The following is an 18,478-nucleotide window of genomic DNA, read 5'->3' on the forward strand; positions in this document are numbered from 1 at the left end:
AACCATGAGCACAGAGCTGCTGATTAACGTAACGCCAAGTGAGACACGCGTGGCGATGATTGAAGGAGGGAGCCTTCAGGAAATACATATTGAACGGGAATCCAAACGCGGGATTGTCGGGAATATCTACAAAGGCCGGGTGAGCCGGGTATTGCCGGGGATGCAGGCGGCATTTGTTGATATCGGGCTGGAAAAAGCCGCGTTCTTGCATGCCTCCGATATTGTTCCCCATACCGAGTGTGTGGCGGAAAATGAAAAACAGCAATTCCAGGTGCGGGACATTTCCGAGCTGGTCCGTCAGGGCCAGGATCTGGTGGTGCAGGTGGTCAAAGATCCGCTCGGCACCAAAGGCGCTCGCCTGACCACAGATGTTACCCTGCCTTCCCGCTATCTGGTCTTTATGCCCGGCGCTGGCCATGTCGGTGTGTCGCAGCGCATTGAAAGCGAAAGCGAGCGCGAGCGGCTGAAAAAGATTGTCGGCGATTATTGTGATGAGCTGGGTGGCTTTATTATCCGGACTGCCGCTGAAGGGGCGACGGCCGAAGAGATGGCACAAGATGCAGCGTTTCTCAAACACTTGTGGCGCAAGGTGCTCGAGCGCCGGGCCAAGCATAAGCCCAAATCCATGCTATACGGTGAGTTGGGGCTGGCGCAGCGGATCCTGCGCGACTTTGTTGGTACCGAGCTGGATTCGATTTTGGTCGACTCACGTCTGGGCTATGAAAAACTCAAGGAATTTACCGACGAGTTTGTGCCCGAGCTCAGCGAGAAGCTGGAGTATTATGCTGGTGAGCAGCCTATATTTGATCTGTATGACACCGAAAGTGAAATCCAGCGTTCGCTGGAGCGCAAGGTGGAGCTGAAATCGGGCGGTTATCTGATCATCGATCAGACCGAAGCCATGACCACGATTGATATCAACACCGGTGCGTTTGTCGGTCGCCGCAACCTCGAAGAGACCATCTTCAACACCAACATTGAAGCGACCAAGGCGATCGCCCGTCAGTTGCGGCTGCGCAACCTCGGCGGCATTATCATTATCGACTTTATCGATATGGCGGTGGAGGATCACCGGCGCCGGGTGCTGCTCGCACTGGAGCAGGCACTGTCCTACGATCGGGTCAAAACCAATATTAACGGCTTCACCCAGCTCGGGCTGGTTGAAATGACCCGCAAGCGGACCCGCGAGAGCATTGAGCATGTGTTGTGCGGCACCTGCCCGACGTGTGAAGGGCGCGGGACGGTGAAAACGGTGGAAAGTGTCTGCTATGAGATCCTGCGGGAGATCACCCGGGTCAACCGGGCCTATGATGCCGATCGCTTTGTGGTCTATGTCTCCCCGGCCGTTGCCGAAGTGCTGGCCGGCGATGAATATCACGCCCTGGCGGAGCTGGAAGTCTTTATCGGCAAGCAGGTCAAGGTGAAAGCCGAGCCATTATATGTCCAGGAACAATTTGACGTCGTTATGATGTAAACACGATGCGAGGATATTGAGTGACCACAGTTCCGGTTCGTCTGGCACGGGGCGTCATGTGGCTGGCCCTGATCATCTTGGTGCTGGCCGCATTTGCTATCAGTGGCTTACGTTTTTTTCTGCCGCACCTGAATGAGTATCGCGAACCGATCCGGCAGTGGGTCTCCCAGCAGGCCGAGATGCGACTGGAAGTGGCGCGTGTCGAAGGCCACTGGCGCAACCGTGGTCCGTCGCTGGTGCTGCAAGGCGTTGAGATCGCCGCGTCGGACAAACTGGCCTCGATTGTTCATGTCGGGGATGTTGAGATGCAGCTCGATATTCCGGGCTCGCTCTGGGCATGGCAGCCGGTCTTTAAGGATGTCCGGCTCAGTCGGCTCAGCCTGGACCTGACCCAGTTGCCGGCATCGATTTTCCCCCCGCTCAGTGAGCCGGCACCGGCGACCAGCGCTGATGCCGATTCAGCCGAGTTGATTGCCCGGCTGGAAACGCTGTTTTTTGTCCAGTTGGGGAAATTCTCCCTTAAAGATTCCCACGTCACGTTGATCTCGCCGGCCGGTCAGCCGTTGCGGGTTGATATCAATGCCCTGAAGTGGGATGCCACCGGTGTTCAACACCGGGCGGAAGGGGTGATCAGCGTGGCGGATACCCATTTCAGTCAGCTGCAGGTGATCGCTAATTTATCAGCCAGCCACTCGTTCCCGGATCTGTCCGGCCGCGTTTATGTTCAGGCCCGTAATCTCTCCGTGACGCCATGGCTGGACAAGCAGCTCGGCAATGCCGAGGTCACCGGCAGCAACCTCAATGCAGCGCTGTGGCTTAATTTACAGGACGGCAAGCTGGCCGATAGCCTGCTGCGCCTGGAAAACAGCGCTCTGCGCTGGCAGCGCGATGGCCAGTCGCACCAGTTTCAGATCCAGCACGGGCTGCTGGCGCTTAAACCGCAAACCGAGCGCGGTGAGCCGGGCTGGCGCATCGACAGCGAGCCGATTGTGTTGCAGACCGATGGCCAGCCGTGGCCGGCGTTTACCATTGCCGGTCAGTGGCATCCTTCAGACTGGCAATTGGCGATTAGCCGCCTGCCGCTGGCCCCGATCTTACCGTTTGCCAGTTTTCTGCCGCCCGACAGTCAGTCCGCTGCAGCGCTCGATGCCCTGCAGCCCAGTGGCCAGTTGCAGGATATCCGGCTCGCTGCCGCATCCGGGCAGTCCCCGCGCTTTTCGGCACAGTTGGAACAGCTCGGGCTGAAGCAGTGGTCCCTGCTGCCGGAAGTTCACAAACTCGATGCGACGGTGGCCGGGACGCTCAACGCAGGCAAAGCGGTGCTGTCGCTGCAAGATGATGAGCTGCCGTACGGTGATGTTTTCCAGGCCCCGCTGCCGATTGAAAAAGGCGACGTGACCGCATACTGGCAGGTGGGCGAGGACGGTTGGCGACTGTGGAGTGATCACCTGGCGGTTACGACCCCCGACGCCCGTGCCAAGGGGCAGTTCCGGCTCGATTTCCCGGCGGATGCCCCGGCATGGCTGTCTTTTTACGGTGAGGCTGCGGTGCATCATGCCGGTGAAGCCTGGCGCTATCTGCCGACCCGGGCATTGGGACGGGAGCTGACCGATTATCTGTCGGCGGCGATCCGCGGCGGGACCACCGATCAGGCGCAGTTGATGTGGTATGGCGAGCTGGCGGATTTTCCGTATCAGCGCCATGAAGGGATCTTCCAGGTACAGGTGCCGCTGGAGCAGGGGCGGTTCAGTTTTGATACCCATTGGCCGGAGCTGACGGACCTGGCACTGGATCTGAGCTTTGAAAATGATCGGATGTTGATTGCCGCCAGCCAGGCCCGGACCATGGGGGCGATGGCATCGCGGGTGCGCGGTGAAGCCGAGCTGGCTCCCGATGGTCACCTGCGGCTCACTCTGGATGTGGCGGCAGAAGGTCAGGCCATCCGGGATTATATGCTGGCGACGCCGCTGGTGGACACGGTCGGCGCGGCACTAACCACGGTGCAGGTCAGCGGTCCGGTCACTTCGCGCTTTGCGTTGGATATCCCGTTTGACGGCAGTGAAGTGCGGGCCTGGGGCCAGGCTGAGCTGGCGGGCAATACCATTGTCATGGACACGCCGCCGCTGCAACTGGCGCAGGTCAGCGGGGCCCTGAGCTTTGATAACGATCAAGTGCAAGCCGAAGGCATTCAGGGCATGTTACTGGCGCAGCCGGTATCGGTCAGTTTTACCGGCCGCCAGGCGGAAGCCGGGTACCAGGTTGGGATTGATGTGGACGGCCACTGGTCGGTAGCTGCTTTGCAGCGGCAGGTTCGCGATCCGCTGCTTGAGCGGGTTGAGGGATTAAGCCGCTGGCAGGCGAATATCGGGGTTGATTTGCACGACACCGGGTTTACCTATCAGGTGAAGGCCAAAGCTGATTTGAATGATGTTCATAGCGAGCTGCCTTACCCGCTGGCCCTGGTGCGTGGCAACCGGCAGTCGGCCACCCTGTCGGCCCGGGGCAATGCCGAGCAGCTGGAGGCAACGCTGCGGGTGCCGAAGGCGGCTTACCGCACCCGGATCGAACTGGGTGCTCCGCTGAGCATCACCGCCAGTCATTTATCGGTCGGAGCGGGTCAGCTGCGCGGACTGCAGGCGGGTAAGCACCGGGTGGATTGGGTGAGCCGATCGCTGGACGCTGATCGCTGGATCGCGCTGGGTGAGGAAATCGCCGCGCGCGAAAGCGAAGGGGACTCCGGGATGCCGGCGCTCCCGTTGCCGACAGAAGTCAACGCCCAGCTCAAAAAGCTTAAGCTGGCGACCCTCAATTGGCATGAGGTGGATCTGGCGGTGCGCAAGCAACCGACGCGGTGGCGCTTATTGTTAGACAGCCGTGAGATGAGCGGCGAGGGGATCTGGCCGAACGGCAAGCCGTTGCAACTGGCGTTGGATCAATTGCATCTCAATCTGCCGATGTTGGAAACAGAGGAAACCTCTGTCCCGGCGCCGTATGTGCCGCAGCGGGTAATTCCGGCGGCGACAGACTTTGATCGTGCCTTGATGGCCAACTTGCCGGAAGTTGACCTGCAACTGGCTGACGCTTGGTTGCAGGGCTACCGGCTGGGTGAGGTGTCGGGCAAATTGCGCCGCGAGGGCACTACGCTGGCCTTGCAGAACTTCCAGGTCGCTTCTGACGCCACCCTGTTGAGTCTCGATGGTCACTGGACGTTGGACGGTGATCAGAACGAAACTCAAATCGCCTTTGATATTGAAGGGGAAAACAGCTCCGAGCTGATGGCACGGCTGGGGATTTCCGGCGGGATCCAAGGGGCAGAATTCAGCAGTTATGCGTCGATTCAGTGGCGTGGCGCGCCCTGGTCGATGCACCGCGAGACCCTCAGTGGCGAAGTGAAAACCGAAACCGGGAAAGGGGTGATCAGTGAAATCGGCGGTGCCGGCCGGATCCTCGGTCTGTTCAGTCTCGATTCGATTATTCGCAAAATGCAGCTCGACTTCTCCGGGGTGTTTGATGATGGCCTGGCGTTTAACTATATTCGCGGCTCCGGGACGCTGGAAAATGGTCGCTTCGAAACCGATGATATTCAGATGCAAGCGCTGGCGGGGGATATGTATATTACCGGAAGTGCTAATCTTGTAAGTGAAACCGTCGATGCAAAAGTTCAGTTTTTCCCTGATTTTACCTCGGGGATCCCGGTGCTGACGGCTTTCGCTGTGGCACCGCAGACGGCAATTCTGGTGTTTGCAATTTCAACCGCTTTATCGCCGGTACTGGATGTATTTACCCAGGTGAACTATGAAGTGAAGGGACCGATTGAGGCGCCGGTGGTGACGGAAAAATCCCGCTTTACCGGTGAGTATACCGTCCCGGATGATATCAGGGAGTAAGACTGCGCGTTTGCCAGCAACCCCCGGTCACAATAAGGAAGTCATGATGACAAAAGTGGGTGTGGTACAAATGAACTCCGGGGCTGATCCGGAGATGAATCTGAAGCAGCTGAAGAAAAAGCTCCAGGGGTTGCAGCTCCAGGGCGCCCGGTTGGTGGTCACGCCGGAAAATTGTCTGGTGTTTGGCACCCGGGCCGATTATCAGCGTCATGCCGAGCCGCTGGGCGCGGGGCCGCTGCAGGCCGAGCTGGCGGTGATCACCAGGCAGCTCGGGATCTGGCTGCTGGTTGGCTCCATGCCGATCCGCCAGGCTGATGGATCGGTGACAACCACCTCACTGCTGTTTGACAGCGAAGGTCAGTGCCAGGCCCATTATGATAAGCTGCATATGTTTGATGTTGAGGTCGCGGATGCGCACCAGAGTTACCGCGAGTCGGATACCTTTCGTCCCGGCCGGGACATTAAAGTGGTGCCGACACCATTTGGCAATATTGGTCTGTCAATCTGTTATGATGTTCGGTTCCCGCAGCTGTATAGCGCGCTGAGAGCGCAAGGGGCGGATATCATCGTGGTGCCGGCAGCATTTACCAAAGTGACTGGCAAAGCGCATTGGGACGTATTATTGCGGGCTCGGGCCGTCGAAACCCAATGCTGGATCGTCGCCGCCGCGCAATGGGGCGAGCATAACGAAGGTCGGGAGACCTGGGGCCATTCGATGGTGATCGACCCCTGGGGACAAGTGGTTGCCTGCCAGAAGCTGGGAACCGGGGTACTGACCGCCGATCTGGACCTGAACCTGAGCCAGACGATCAGGACAAATATGCCGCTGATGCAACACGCCCGGTTTGGGGTGCATCCGCGCAGCACTAATGAAGAGCAAATTGAATGACGCTGGAAACTGTAGAAAATACCATGCTGGCCCAATCGGGGCTGGGGCGTGAAGAGTTAAGCCAAACTCTGGGGCTGATTGCCGCCCGGGATGTCGACTATGCCGATATTTATTTCCAGTCCTGCTGGCATGAATCGCTGGTGCTGGAAGACAGTATCATCAAAGACGGCTCATTTAACATCGACCGCGGGGTGGGAGTACGGGCAGTCGCCGGCGAGAAAACCGGGTTTGCCTATTCCGATCAGATCAATACCCTGGCGCTGAACCAGAGTGCCAAAGCGGCCCGCGGCATTGTGCGCAGTGGTCGCCAGGGCAAGGTTCAGGCCTTTATCCCGACCATGCCGGATGCGGTGTATGCGCCGATCACCCCGCTCGAGAGTCTGGATAAGCACCAGAAAATCGCCTTGCTGGAAGAGATTGACCGCTATATCCGTACCAAAGAGCCGATGGTGAAAGAGGTGTCGGTCAGCATCAACGGGGTCTATGAGCAAGTACTGGTGGCTGCGCTGGATGGCACCTATGCAGCAGATATTCGCCCGCTGGTACGTCTGTCGATCAGTGTGCTGGTGGAAAAAAACGGCCGTCGCGAGCACGGCAGTGCCGGGGGCGGTGGCCGCTTCGGCTATGAATACTTCCTCGGTGATGAAAATGGTAAGACGGTGGCGCTGAACTATGCCGATGAAGCCCTGCGCCAGGCGCTGGTGAATCTTGAAGCGGGCGATGCGCCGGCCGGGACCATGCCGGTGGTGCTTGGTGCCGGCTGGCCGGGCGTGTTGCTGCATGAAGCGGTGGGCCATGGTCTGGAAGGGGATTTCAACCGTAAGGGCTCGTCGATGTTTACCGGCCAGATGGGGCAGCAGGTCACTTCCCCGCTGTGTACCATTGTCGATGACGGGACCCTGGCTGATCGCCGCGGCTCGCTTAATATCGATGATGAAGGGGTACCAGGCCAGTATAACGTATTGGTGGAAGGCGGTAAGCTCAAGGGCTATATGCAAGATAAGCTCAATGCGCGTCTGATGGGGGTGCCCCCGACCGGGAATGGTCGCCGAGAGTCGTATGCCCACTTGCCGATGCCGCGGATGACCAATACTTATATGCTGCCGGGTCAGCACACACCGGAAGAGATCATCGCCAGCGTCAAGCAGGGGATCTATGCCCCGAACTTCGGCGGCGGCCAAGTCGATATTACCTCGGGTAAATTTGTGTTCTCGGCCTCGGAAGCCTACCTGATCGAGAATGGTAAAGTGACCCGGCCGATCAAGGGCGCGACCCTGATTGGCAGCGGCATCGAAGCGATGCAGCAGGTGTCGATGGTCGGCAATGATCTCGACATTGACCGTGGGGTCGGGGTTTGTGGCAAAGCCGGTCAGAGTGTGCCGGTGGGCGTTGGCCAGCCAACACTGAAGATTGATTCGATGACGGTGGGCGGCACCCAGTAAGACTGAATGCCTGTCCCTGCTCAAAAAATGCCAGCGCTGCTCGAACAAGCTCGCTGGCATTTTTGATTTTCGGCCTGCACGCGCTTAGTCGTTCAGATATAGCTCTTTGAGGTACTGGAAGATTTCGCGGTAGGCTTTGGCCGGTTTGTTCTGGGCTTTTTCCTTGTTGGCCTGGCGGACCAGCTGGCGCAGGCGCTGGCGATCGGCATCCGGGTGCTCGGCGATGATCTCGTTGATCATGCAGTCGCCGTTGTCGATCAGAGCATCGCGCTTTTGCTCCAGCTTGTGCAGCTGAGCCGTTGCCTGCGAGTGCTTGTTGCGCAGCATGTCCAGGGCGGCCTGGATCGGCTCGATGTCCACCTGGCGCATCAGCTTGCCGATGTACTGCAGCTGGCGGCGGCGCGCTTCGTTTTTGAAACGCTGTGCATCATGAATGGCGTCCAGCATTTCTTCATCGAGCGGGATCTTGGCCAGGGCGTTTGGCTTGAGACTGACCAACTCTTCGCCAATTTTCTGTAGCGCTTCCATGTCGCGCTTCATCTCGGTCTTGCTGACCCAGATAATTTCCTCTTCCTCTTCCCAGGGGGCTTTTTGGTTTTTACGGCTCATAACAGGCTCACTCAAAAGTTAACGGGGCCATTTTACCAGTTTAATCAAGATTTGGGGGCGCAAATTCCGCACCGGCAGTGTTATGCTATAAGTAATACGCATAGATACAGGTTGGTCGAGACCGGTATTGTGCTCATCGATAATGAATTTCCCCGTTTGATGCCGCGTTCGCCCCAAGGCGGGCCCGAGGATGAAATGGGGATTATTTTCTGAGAATGTGAACGTATGGATGTAAAAGAACAGGTTGCCGGGCAGCGTATGGAGCTGGAAGCCGCAGTTGCGAAAGCACTGGAGCTGGCCGGGCGCCAGGCGGACGCAGCTGAAGTGGCGATCAACAAAACCACCGGGATCAGCGTCTCGACCCGGATGTGCGAGGTGGAAAATGTCGAATTCAACAGCGATGGTGCGTTGGGGATCACGGTGTACCGCGGCCAGCACAAAGGCAGTGCATCTACGTCTGATCTGAGCGAGTCCGCCATTGCCCAGACCGTCGCCGCCGCGCTGGATATTGCCCGCTACACCTCGGAAGATCCTTTTGCCGGACCGGGTCCGAAAGAGCTGATGGCGACTGAGATCCCGGATCTGGATTTGTTCCATCCCGATGAGCCGGAGCCGGATCATGCGGCATCGATTGCCATTCGGGCGGAACAGGCGGCGCTGGATTATGATCCGCGGATCAAACAGAGCGACGGCGCCAGCTATGACAGTCACTACGGCATCCGGGTGTACGGCAACAGCCACGGGATGCTGGCCAGCTACGCTTCCAGCCGCCACAGTACCAGCTGCTGTGTGATAGCCGAAGGCAAAAGCGGTGACATGGAGCGGGACTACAGCTATACCACGGCGCGTCACACGGATGATTTGTGGACCCCGGAGCGGGTTGGCCGCCATGCAGCCGAGCGCACCGTGGGCCGGATTGATCCGCAAAAGCTGTCGACCCGTCAGGCGCCAATCATGTTTGCTGCTGATATCGCCACCGGCCTGTTTGGCCATCTGGTGATGGCGATCAGCGGCTCGAACCTGTACCGTAAGTCTTCGTTCCTGCTCGATAAGCTTGATGAGCAGGTTTATCCGTCCTGGATGAACATCAGCGAGCGTCCGCATGTCCTGCGCGGGATGGCGAGTACGCCGTTCGATAGCGAGGGGCTGGCGACGCATGATCGGGAAATTATTCAGGACGGGGTGCTGAAAACCTATCTGATGACCAGCTATGCAGCCCGTAAACTGGGCCGCCAGCCGACCGGCCATGCCGGCGGGATCCACAACTGGCTGGTGAAATCGACCGGTGAGAGTTTCGAGCAGATGCTGAAGCAAATGGATCGCGGCCTGTTGGTGACCGAGCTGATGGGCCAGGGGGTGAATATCGTCACCGGTGACTATTCCCGCGGCGCGGCCGGTTTCTGGGTCGAGAACGGTGAAATTCAGTTTCCGGTCAGTGAAGTGACGATTGCCGGTAACCTCAAAGACATGATGCAGAACATTGTGGCGGTCGGGACGGATACCGAAACGCGCAGCCAGATCCAGACCGGCTCGGTGCTGCTCGATACGATGAAAATCGCCGGCGAGTGATCAGTGTATTGTATTACCTGGAAACGAAACGAGAGCCATCCGGCTCTCGTTTTTGTTGGCGGTGCTGAAGTGTTGATGCAGGGCCGCCCGCGTTACCCCGTTAAACCAGAAAGAGGGTTGCCAGGCCGAGGAAAACGGACAGGCCGATAATATCGGTTATCGTAGTGAGCGCCATGCCGCCGGCCAGGGCCGGATCGATATTGAGCTTTTTCAGCAGGATCGGGACGCACACCCCGGCAATCCCGGCAACCAGCAAGTTGGTGAGCATGGCGCCGGCGATGATGATGCCCAGCAGCAGGTTTTGTTTCCAGATCACCACCACACCGCCGATGATCAGGGCCCAGAGTATCCCGTTGATCAGGCCGACCCGGGCTTCTTTGCTCAGCAGCCAGCGGGTGTTGGTTTCCCCGATGTGGCCGACGGCCAGGCCGCGGATCACCAGCGCCACCGTCTGGTTACCGGCCACCCCGCCCATCGACGGGACGATGGTCATCAAAATCGCAATCGCGGCCATTTTGTCCAGGGTGTCTTCGAACATGTTGGAGACTGAGGCGGCTGCCAGCGCTGCCAGTACATTGACTCCGAGCCAGATGCTCCGGCGCCGGGCCGACTTCATCACCGGGGCAAAGGTATCCTCGTCATCATCCATCCCCGCCATACTCATCATCGAGTGCTCGGCATCCTCACGGATAATATCGACTACGTCATCAATGGTGATCCGCCCGACCAGGTGGTTGTCGGCGTCAATCACCGGTGCCGAGAGCCAGTTGCGGCGCTCGAACAGGGTGGCGACTTCCCCGTCATCCATATCGACAGCAATGGCCTCGTCGGCATCGTCCATGACTTCTTCGATTTTGGTGTCCGGTTGGGTCGTGATCAGGGTCGCCAGCGACAGATGGCCGATCAGGCGCTCTTCCTGGTCAATCACATAGAGAGAATCCGTTGCTTCCGGCAGTTCGCCTTTCATCCGTAAATATCGCAAAACCACATCAGCCGTGACATCACTGCGAATGGTGATGAAATCGGTACTCATGATCCCGCCGGCGGTCTCTTCCGGGTAGGCGAGGGCTTTTTCGACCCGGTGGCGGTCAATGGCGTCCATCTGCGCCAGCACTTCTTGATATTTGTCATCAGGCAGGCTGCGCAGGACGTAGGCGACATCATCCGACTCCATTCCCTCGGTGACCGCAGCCAGTTTATCCGGCGCCATCTGGGCGACGATACCGTCTTTGACGTCTTCTGACAGCTCATCAAGGATATCGCCCTGCTCTTCGGGATCGGTCAGTTGCCACAGGACATGACGTTCTTTGGGGGGCGAGGCTTCGAGCAGGTGGGCGATATCTTCCGGCTCCATTTCCTGGAGCATGCGGCGGACATGAACAAACATGCCTTTTTCAAGCGCCTGATTGACTTCCTGTAGCGTTTGATGCGTCTGGTCTTGCTCTAATACATCCGCCATATGTGTACCCCAAATGTTTGTAATGCCGGCTGCCATACCGTTGGACAGGGAAAAGGGGGAGGCAGATAAATACCCTGCGGGTATGAAAAACTGCAAAGTGAGATCTGTCGGGAGCGGTGATGGCGCAATAAGTTGAATTTTAACGCAATAGTGAGGCGCTTGTCTCACCAGATCTGAGAGGAAATAAAGATTTCATCTGCCCCCGGCGGGGCGGGTGGTGCTGGCTTGAGCGCCGAAATCTGCGGTTTACCGCAGATAGCAGCAAGAAGGTGGCCAGACTCAGAGGATAGCGGCGGTTGAGGTGGTCGGGGTCTTTAACATTCCTCGTCAAAACCGGCTTCGATGAGTGCGGTGACGGCAGTTAATGCTGCTTCGGCATCATGCCCTTCGGCACTGACGCAGATCTGCTGGCCCTGGGCGGATTCGAGCATCAGCAGTCCCATCACACTGTCGGCGGTGGCACTTTTCTCCTCGTTGCTGATGGTAATGGTGGCCTCAAAGCTCTGTGCCAGTTCAACGAGTTTAATGGCCGCCCGGGCATGGAGACCAAGGCGGTTTTTGATGAACAGCTCACGACACACGCGACTCATGGCTGACCTTCCAGGGTGCGGTGACGGACTTGGATTTGATGGCCCTGATCGCGAAAATGCTCAGCCAGTTGCTGGGCAATAAAGACCGAGCGATGCTGGCCGCCAGTGCAGCCGATGGCCACCGTCAGATAACTGCGGTTGTTTTTCTCCAGCAGCGGCAGCCAGGTGTCGATGAAGTTCCGGATCTGGTAGATCAGCTGATTCACTTCCGGGTAGCCGGCAAAAAACTCCTGCACGCCGCGGTCAAGACCGGTCAGCGGCTTGAGCTCCGGGACCCAATGCGGATTGGGCAGGAAGCGGACGTCAAAAACATAGTCGGCATCGCTCGGCAGGCCGTGTTTGAAACCAAAGGATTCGAACACCATGATCAGCTCACGGGCATCGCGGCCCAGCAGGCGGGCGCGGACGGTTTCGCTGAGATCATGAATTGACTTCTTGGTCGTATCGATCACCAGATCCGCTTGCTCTTTGAGCACGCTCAGGCGGGCGCTTTCCGATTGGATCGCCTGCTCCAGGCTCATGTTATCGCGCGAGAGCGGGTGGAGGCGGCGGGTTTCGCTGTAGCGTTTGATTAGCTCTTTGTCTTCGGCATCCAGGAAGATGACGTTCACATCCAGGGTATCGCTGAGCTTGCTCAGGGTCTCGCGGATCTCATCCGGATCGTCGGGCATATTGCGCACATCGATACTGACGGCAATATCCTGCTGTTGATTGTCGACGGTGCTGACCAGTTGGGGCAGCAGGTTGACCGGCAGGTTATCGACACAGTAGTAGCCAAGATCTTCAAGGACGCGCAGGGCAACGGACTTGCCTGAGCCGGAGCGGCCGCTTACAACCATTAACATCATGCTTGCTTACCTTTACAGATCAGAGTGGCGAGTGTGATGTTCATTATGAATCACTGGTGAGGATTTGATAAAGCTCTTCGTCACTTTTTGCGGTCCGCAGTTGTTTGCAAACCTGTTTGTTACTGAGCTTTTCCGCCATGCTGGCCAGGGTTTTGAGATGCTCTTTACACTGGGCATCCGGGACCAGCAGGGCAAAGAGTAAATCGACGGGCTGGTTGTCAATGGCATCGAACTGGATTGGGGACTGGCACTGGATCAGCACGGCGATGGCTTGCTCACTATCGAAGATGCGACCATGGGGGATCGCGATACCGTTCCCGATCCCGGTACTGCCCATTTTTTCGCGGTTGAGCATGCACTCAAACAGCGGTTGTGGATTCTGGTCCAGGTGCTTGGCTGCGACTTCGCTGATAATTTCCAGCGCGCGCTTTTTGCTGGAGCAAGGGACTGCACTCTTGGTGCAGTCCAGGCTCAATACATTACTCAGTTGCATGATCAGTGGCTATTGAGTTTATCTTTGTGTTTATTCAGTTGACGCACCAGTTTATCAGTTAATGCGTCAATTGCAGCATACATATTTTCCGAATCCGCTTTGGCGTGGATTTCTCCGGCATTAATATGCAAGGTCGCCTCGGCCACCTGTTGTAATTTCTCGACGTTGAGGATCACATGGACGTTATTGATTTTATCAAAGAAGCGCTCGAGCTTGTCGAACTTGGTGTTGACGTAATCACGCAGGGATGGAGTAATTTCGACATGGTGTCCTGTGAGATTGATTTGCATAGACATCTTCCTCCTGTTGGCGCCTGCCGCTTATAGCAGGCGTTTACGTTGGTTCGATGGCGGGATCCCCAGCGATTCACGGTATTTGGCAATCGTGCGCCGGGCAACCATGATCCCTTGTTCCGCCAGTAATGTCGCAATTTTGCTATCGCTGAGCGGCTTGGCCTGATTCTCAGCGGCAACCAGTTTTTTCACCAGGGCCCGGATTGCGGTCGAGGAGCACTCGCCGCCGTTATCCGTACTCACATGACTGGAGAAGAAATATTTCAGCTCAAAAATCCCCCGCGGGGTGTGCATGAACTTCTGGGTGGTGACCCGGGAAATGGTGGATTCATGCATGTCGACCGCCAGGGCGATATCGTTGAGTACCATCGGCTTCATCGCTTCTTCGCCGTATTCGAAGAAGTCTTGCTGATGCTCGACAATACAGCGCGCCACTTTCAATAGGGTTTCATTGCGGCTCTCCAGGCTCTTGATCAGCCATTTAGCATCTTGTAGATGGGAGCGAATGAACTGGCTGTCGGCGCTGTTGCGGGCATTTTTGCTCAGCGCCGCGTATTGCTGGTTGACCCGCAGCCGCGGCACGCTGTCGGGGTTGATGGTGACCACCCACTTGCCGTGATCTTTGAACACCGATACATCCGGAATGACATATTCGGTTTCGCTGCTTACCACCCGGTTACCGGGACGTGGCTCCAGGCTGTGGATCAGCTGCATGACGGATTTGAGCTCCGGCTCCTTGAGCTTGGTTTCCCGCATCAGCTGGCGGTAGTCGCGGTTGGCCAGCAGATCGATATAGTCGTTGAGCAGGGTCTTAGCCTCGGCCAGCCAGGGGGTGTCCTCCGGGTAGGTGGCCAGTTGCAGTAACAGGCATTCCTGCAGGTTGCGCGAGGCCACGCCCAGCGGGTCGAACTGCTGGACCCGCTTCAGCACGGCTTCGACTTCGTCCAGCTCCACCTCGTCGATGCCGAGGCTGTCGAGGATGTCATCGCTCGAGCAGGTGAGGTAGCCTTTCTCGTCGATGGCATCAATGATGGCGGTGGCGATGGTCAGGTCGGTATCGCTGAACGGGGTCAGCTGCACCTGCCACATCAGGTAATCCTGCAGGCTTTCGGTGGTTTCGCCCTGATAAACCGGCATGTCATCGTCCATGGCAATCCCGGTGCTGCCGGTACCGGCGCTGTAGACATCATCCCAGGTGGTATCGACTGGAAGATCTTCCGGCATCTCGCGCTGCTCGATGGCATCTGAGGTGTCAAAATCGTCTGGCTCGCTGCTGTCGGTACTGTCGGTTTTGCTGTCTGTAGCGTCATTGTGATCCGAAGCGGTTTCCGAGACGTTCTCATTGAGGTTCTCGTCCAGCTCCAGCAGGGGGTTTGCATCCAGGGCTTCCTGGATTTCCTGCTGCAGATCCAGGGTAGATAACTGCAGCAAACGGATGGCTTGCTGCAATTGTGGCGTCATTGCCAGTTGTTGACCTAGTTTGAGCTGGAGCGAGGTTTTCATATAAGTCTGTGCACCTTATTTTTATCTTTGGTAACGGGCGCCAAATACGGCTTCAACTTCGGCTGGTGGTTCGTGCAGTCAACCGGGCGACATCCCAGTCGCCCATATTCTAACTATAGACGGAACTGGTCTCCCAGATAGACTCGTTTTACGTGCTCATCGTTGAGCACATCGCTCGGTGTGCCATGGGCGATCAGGTGTCCCTGGCTCACAATGTAGGCCTGTTCGCAGACATCCAATGTCTCCCGGACATTATGATCGGTGATCAGGACACCCAGGCCACGATCGCGCAAATGCTCGATGATCTTTTTGATGTCGATCACAGAGATCGGATCGACCCCGGCAAATGGCTCATCCAGCAAGATAAATTTCGGGTTGGCGGCCAGGGCGCGGGCAATTTCTACCCGGCGACGCTCCCCCCCCGATAGTGCCATACCCAGGCTGTTGCGAATGTGCTGAATGTTAAATTCATCCAACAATTCTTCGAGTTTGTCCTGGCGCTCGGTCTTGCTCAGCTCTTTGCGGGTCTGCAACACTGCCATCAGGTTGTCGTGCACCGAGAGCTTGCGGAAGATCGAGGCTTCCTGGGGCAGATACCCGATCCCCATCCGGGAGCGGTTATGCATCGGCTGCAGGCTGATATCGTTGCCGTCAATGGTAATGGTGCCTTCATCGCGGGCCACCAGGCCGACGATCATGTAAAAGGAGGTGGTTTTCCCGGCCCCGTTCGGGCCGAGCAGGCCGACAATCTTGCCCGACTGAACCTCCAGACTGACATCGGAGACAACCTTACGGCCGTTGTAGCTTTTCGCCAGATGTTCTGCTTTTAGCGTTGCCATAATTGTCCGCTTTATTTCTTGTTGCTGTTAAGCTGGTTCGGTTGCAGGATGGTGGTTACCCGCTTTTTCTTGCCGCTTTCGGCAACCAGCTTCTGCTCGTCAATTTTGTAACTGATCACCTTGCCCTGAATTTCGCTGCCTTCCTGGATCAGGATGGCTTCATCGGTCATTTTCAGGAACTCGGTCGCCGTGTCATAGCGCATCCGGTGGGCAGCGCCGTCAATCGGTTTGCCGTTATCCATCACCTGATGGAAGGTCGCAGGCTTGCCGTAAGCGTCAATGATCTCTTTGCCGTCACCGCCGGTTTGGCGGGTGACCACCAGCTTGTCGGCACGAATATCAATACTGCCCTGACGAAGGATCACATTCCCGGTAAAGGTCACGATATTCTTCTGGATATCGAGCTCCTGGTTATCCGAGTTGATGTAGATCGGTTGCTCTGTATCATTACTGAGTGCCCAGCTTGATGCACTGAGACAAAGGCAGAGCAAGGTACTAATGTTTAAAAGCTTCATATCTACCTTTTACATTCTCTAATAGGGTCGCCACGCTGCGGTCCATGTTTCCTTTCATCCCGGTGCCTTCATTCTGGAAGCTGCTGCCGGTGATAAGCACATGATCCGGGGTGTCAAAATCTTTGTTGATCAGATCAAGCCTCAGGCTGTCGGTCTGGATCACCTTGATCGCAGATTCCGGTAACAGGTTAAAGATGCGAACGTTGCCGTTCATCTGTAACACCTGGTTCTTATCCAGAATGGCGGTGCTGGCACTGATCCGCCACTCAGTCTCAGTTCCGTCGCGGTATATCCACAGCACCGGGTCAACGAAATTGGTGTCTCCGCTGGCGCTGAAGTGTTCCAGATACTCCGAGTCGATCTGGTAGCTGCGCAGACCGGCGGCGTTGTAGGAGGTATTGACCACCGTATTGCCGGTAAAGAGCGGTTTTTCTGCGTCCGGCTCGACCTGGATATCCTCTTGCCAGCGGTTGTTCAGCAAATAGTAACCGGTCCAGCCACACACCACGACCAGCAGCGCACAGAGCAGCCTCTGTAAGGTCATATGCTCAAGCCTTTATGTTTATCTAATTCACCCTTGGCTTCAAGGATCAGGTCACACATTTCCCGAACCGCGCCGTAGCCGCCCGGGATCCGGGTGACGTAGTCTGCCCGGCGCGCCAGCAGCGGGTGGCCGTCCGCGACACAAACGGACAGGCCGACTTTTTCCATCACCGGCCAGTCAATCAAATCATCGCCGATATAGGCGGTGTGGCGCGGGTCAATGCCCAGGGTACGCTCAATATCGGCATACGCTGCCAGTTTGTTGTCCTGGCCCTGATAGACGTGCCGGATCCCCAGCGCCGACATCCTGTTTTCCACGATCGCCGACTTGCGACCGGTAATAATGGCAATGTCCACGCCGGCACCCATCAGCGATTTAATGCCGTAGCCATCGCGGGTGTGAAAGGTTTTCAGCTCTTCGCCGTCATTGCCCATGTAGATCCGGCCATCGGAAAAAACGCCGTCCACATCGCAGATCAGCAGCCGGATGTCTTTGGCACGCTGATAGATGGTTTGACAGACCGGCCCATAAATAGTTTCGACTTGCATTACATCACTCCGGCTTTCAGCAGATCGTGCATGTTCAGAGCGCCGACCAGTTGATTGTTCTCGGTGACCAGCAGGCCGCTGATCTTGCGCTCTTCCATCAGCTTCAGCCCTTCTGCGGCCAACAGGTTGGGGGCAATGGTTGCCGGTTGGCGGGTCATCACCTCACCGATGGCGGTGGTATGAATATCAACTCGGTTATCGAGCAGGCGGCGGAGATCGCCGTCGGTAAACACGCCGAGCAGGTTCTGCCGGGCATCGACGACGGCGGTCATCCCCAACCCCTTGCGTGAGACTTCAAGCAGGGCGTCTTTGATGGTGTCTTGTTCACCGACCCTCGGCAGGCGCTCGCCGGTATGCATGATATCGGCAATACGCAGCAGCAGTTTGCGCCCCAGGGCGCCGCCCGGATGGGAGAGGGCAAAATCATCGGCGGTAAAGCCGCGTGATTCCATCAGCGCAATCGCCAGAGCGTCGCCCATCGCCAGGGTGGCAGTGGTGCTGGATGTTGGTGCCAGATTGAGCGGGCAGGCTTCCTGATCGACGGTGATCTGCAGGTGGATCTGAGCCATTTGGGCCATGCTGGATTCCGGTTTGCCGGTCATGCTGATCAGCGGGATCCCCAGACGTTTGATCACCGGCAGCAGCGTCAGGATTTCTGAGGCTTCGCCGGAGTTTGAAATTGCCAGAACTACATCGCCTTTGTTGATCATGCCCAAATCACCGTGGCTGGCTTCGCCCGGGTGGACAAAAAAGGCCGGGGTCCCGGTGCTGGCTAGGGTTGCCGCAATTTTATTGCCGATATGACCGGATTTCCCCATGCCCATCACAATCACTTTACCGGTGCAGGTCGCAATGAGCCGACACGCTTCGCTGAAGCTGCCGTTGATGTAGCGGGTCAGCTTTTGCAGGGCTTCTATTTCAATTTCAATAACTTTGCGACCATGGTCGCAATAATCAAACGTCTCTGACATGATTC

At 57.1% G+C, this 18,478-nt stretch carries 17 protein-coding genes; 5 read left to right on the forward strand and 12 right to left on the reverse strand.

Translation table 11 applies throughout. The annotated features are described in order from the left end of the window. Nucleotides 1-4 precede the first annotated feature (4 nt). The 4 genes from rng to tldD are packed head-to-tail and all read left to right on the forward strand — an operon-like array spanning nt 5 to nt 7,692. Complete coding sequence (gene rng / locus NNL38_RS01555; RefSeq protein ID WP_255389281.1) at nt 5-1,474, forward strand: ribonuclease G; 1,470 nt, start codon at nt 5-7, stop codon at nt 1,472-1,474. Between the two features lie 20 nt (nt 1,475-1,494). After that, nucleotides 1,495-5,361: a YhdP family protein gene (locus NNL38_RS01560; protein ID WP_255389282.1), complete on the forward strand. Its 3,867-nt coding sequence runs from the start codon at nt 1,495-1,497 to the stop codon at nt 5,359-5,361. 46 nt (nt 5,362-5,407) lie between these two features. Continuing rightward, the gene (locus NNL38_RS01565; RefSeq protein ID WP_255390534.1) at nt 5,408-6,250 is read left to right on the forward strand and encodes a carbon-nitrogen hydrolase family protein; all 843 of its coding nucleotides are present in this window, start codon (nt 5,408-5,410) and stop codon (nt 6,248-6,250) included. Beyond that, the gene (gene tldD, locus NNL38_RS01570; protein ID WP_255389283.1) at nt 6,247-7,692 is read left to right on the forward strand and encodes a metalloprotease TldD; all 1,446 of its coding nucleotides are present in this window, start codon (nt 6,247-6,249) and stop codon (nt 7,690-7,692) included. The genes NNL38_RS01565 and tldD overlap by 4 nt, the downstream gene beginning before the upstream one ends. A gap of 84 nt (nt 7,693-7,776) precedes the next feature. Here tldD and yjgA read toward each other — a convergent pair whose 3' ends face one another. Further along, nucleotides 7,777-8,301, reverse strand: coding sequence for a ribosome biogenesis factor YjgA (gene yjgA, locus NNL38_RS01575; protein ID WP_255389284.1), 525 nt, complete (start codon nt 8,299-8,301; stop codon nt 7,777-7,779). Nucleotides 8,302-8,526: 225 nt separating this feature from the next. On the opposite strand from yjgA, the gene pmbA reads away from it, so the two are divergent. Further along, nucleotides 8,527-9,870 (forward strand): metalloprotease PmbA, encoded by a 1,344-nt coding sequence (pmbA, locus tag NNL38_RS01580; RefSeq protein WP_255389285.1) that lies wholly within the window; start codon nt 8,527-8,529, stop codon nt 9,868-9,870. A 100-nt stretch (nt 9,871-9,970) separates the two neighbouring features. Here pmbA and mgtE read toward each other — a convergent pair whose 3' ends face one another. The 11 genes from mgtE to NNL38_RS01635 form a co-directional block, all read right to left on the reverse strand. Further along, nucleotides 9,971-11,329, reverse strand: a complete 1,359-nt coding sequence (gene mgtE, locus NNL38_RS01585) for a magnesium transporter (RefSeq protein WP_255389286.1) — start codon at nt 11,327-11,329, stop codon at nt 9,971-9,973. 314 nt (nt 11,330-11,643) lie between these two features. Then, the gene (locus NNL38_RS01590; RefSeq protein ID WP_255389287.1) at nt 11,644-11,919 is read right to left on the reverse strand and encodes an HPr family phosphocarrier protein; all 276 of its coding nucleotides are present in this window, start codon (nt 11,917-11,919) and stop codon (nt 11,644-11,646) included. Next, complete coding sequence (rapZ, locus tag NNL38_RS01595) at nt 11,916-12,767, reverse strand: RNase adapter RapZ (protein WP_255389288.1); 852 nt, start codon at nt 12,765-12,767, stop codon at nt 11,916-11,918. Before rapZ ends, NNL38_RS01590 begins: the two co-directional genes overlap by 4 nt. 43 nt (nt 12,768-12,810) lie before the next feature. Then, complete coding sequence (ptsN, locus tag NNL38_RS01600; RefSeq protein WP_255389289.1) at nt 12,811-13,260, reverse strand: PTS IIA-like nitrogen regulatory protein PtsN; 450 nt, start codon at nt 13,258-13,260, stop codon at nt 12,811-12,813. A gap of 2 nt (nt 13,261-13,262) precedes the next feature. Further along, the gene (gene hpf, locus NNL38_RS01605; protein ID WP_075762396.1) at nt 13,263-13,550 is read right to left on the reverse strand and encodes a ribosome hibernation promoting factor; all 288 of its coding nucleotides are present in this window, start codon (nt 13,548-13,550) and stop codon (nt 13,263-13,265) included. Between the two features lie 30 nt (nt 13,551-13,580). After that, nucleotides 13,581-15,056, reverse strand: a complete 1,476-nt coding sequence (rpoN, locus tag NNL38_RS01610; protein WP_255389290.1) for an RNA polymerase factor sigma-54 — start codon at nt 15,054-15,056, stop codon at nt 13,581-13,583. Between the two features lie 113 nt (nt 15,057-15,169). After that, nucleotides 15,170-15,895 (reverse strand): LPS export ABC transporter ATP-binding protein, encoded by a 726-nt coding sequence (lptB, locus tag NNL38_RS01615; protein WP_255389291.1) that lies wholly within the window; start codon nt 15,893-15,895, stop codon nt 15,170-15,172. An 11-nt stretch (nt 15,896-15,906) separates the two neighbouring features. Next, complete coding sequence (lptA, locus tag NNL38_RS01620; RefSeq protein WP_255389292.1) at nt 15,907-16,410, reverse strand: lipopolysaccharide transport periplasmic protein LptA; 504 nt, start codon at nt 16,408-16,410, stop codon at nt 15,907-15,909. Next, a complete protein-coding gene (lptC, locus tag NNL38_RS01625) occupies nt 16,391-16,954 on the reverse strand; it encodes an LPS export ABC transporter periplasmic protein LptC (protein WP_255389293.1) in 564 nt (187 codons plus the stop codon). Before lptC ends, lptA begins: the two co-directional genes overlap by 20 nt. Continuing rightward, nucleotides 16,951-17,502, reverse strand: coding sequence for a 3-deoxy-manno-octulosonate-8-phosphatase KdsC (gene kdsC / locus NNL38_RS01630; protein WP_255389294.1), 552 nt, complete (start codon nt 17,500-17,502; stop codon nt 16,951-16,953). Before kdsC ends, lptC begins: the two co-directional genes overlap by 4 nt. Then, the gene (locus NNL38_RS01635) at nt 17,502-18,473 is read right to left on the reverse strand and encodes a KpsF/GutQ family sugar-phosphate isomerase (protein ID WP_255389295.1); all 972 of its coding nucleotides are present in this window, start codon (nt 18,471-18,473) and stop codon (nt 17,502-17,504) included. Before NNL38_RS01635 ends, kdsC begins: the two co-directional genes overlap by 1 nt. Nucleotides 18,474-18,478: the final 5 nt, after the last annotated feature.

Origin of the sequence: Photobacterium atrarenae, from assembly GCF_024380015.1 — a bacterium.
GTDB classification, from domain to species: Bacteria; Pseudomonadota; Gammaproteobacteria; order Enterobacterales; family Vibrionaceae; genus Photobacterium; species Photobacterium atrarenae.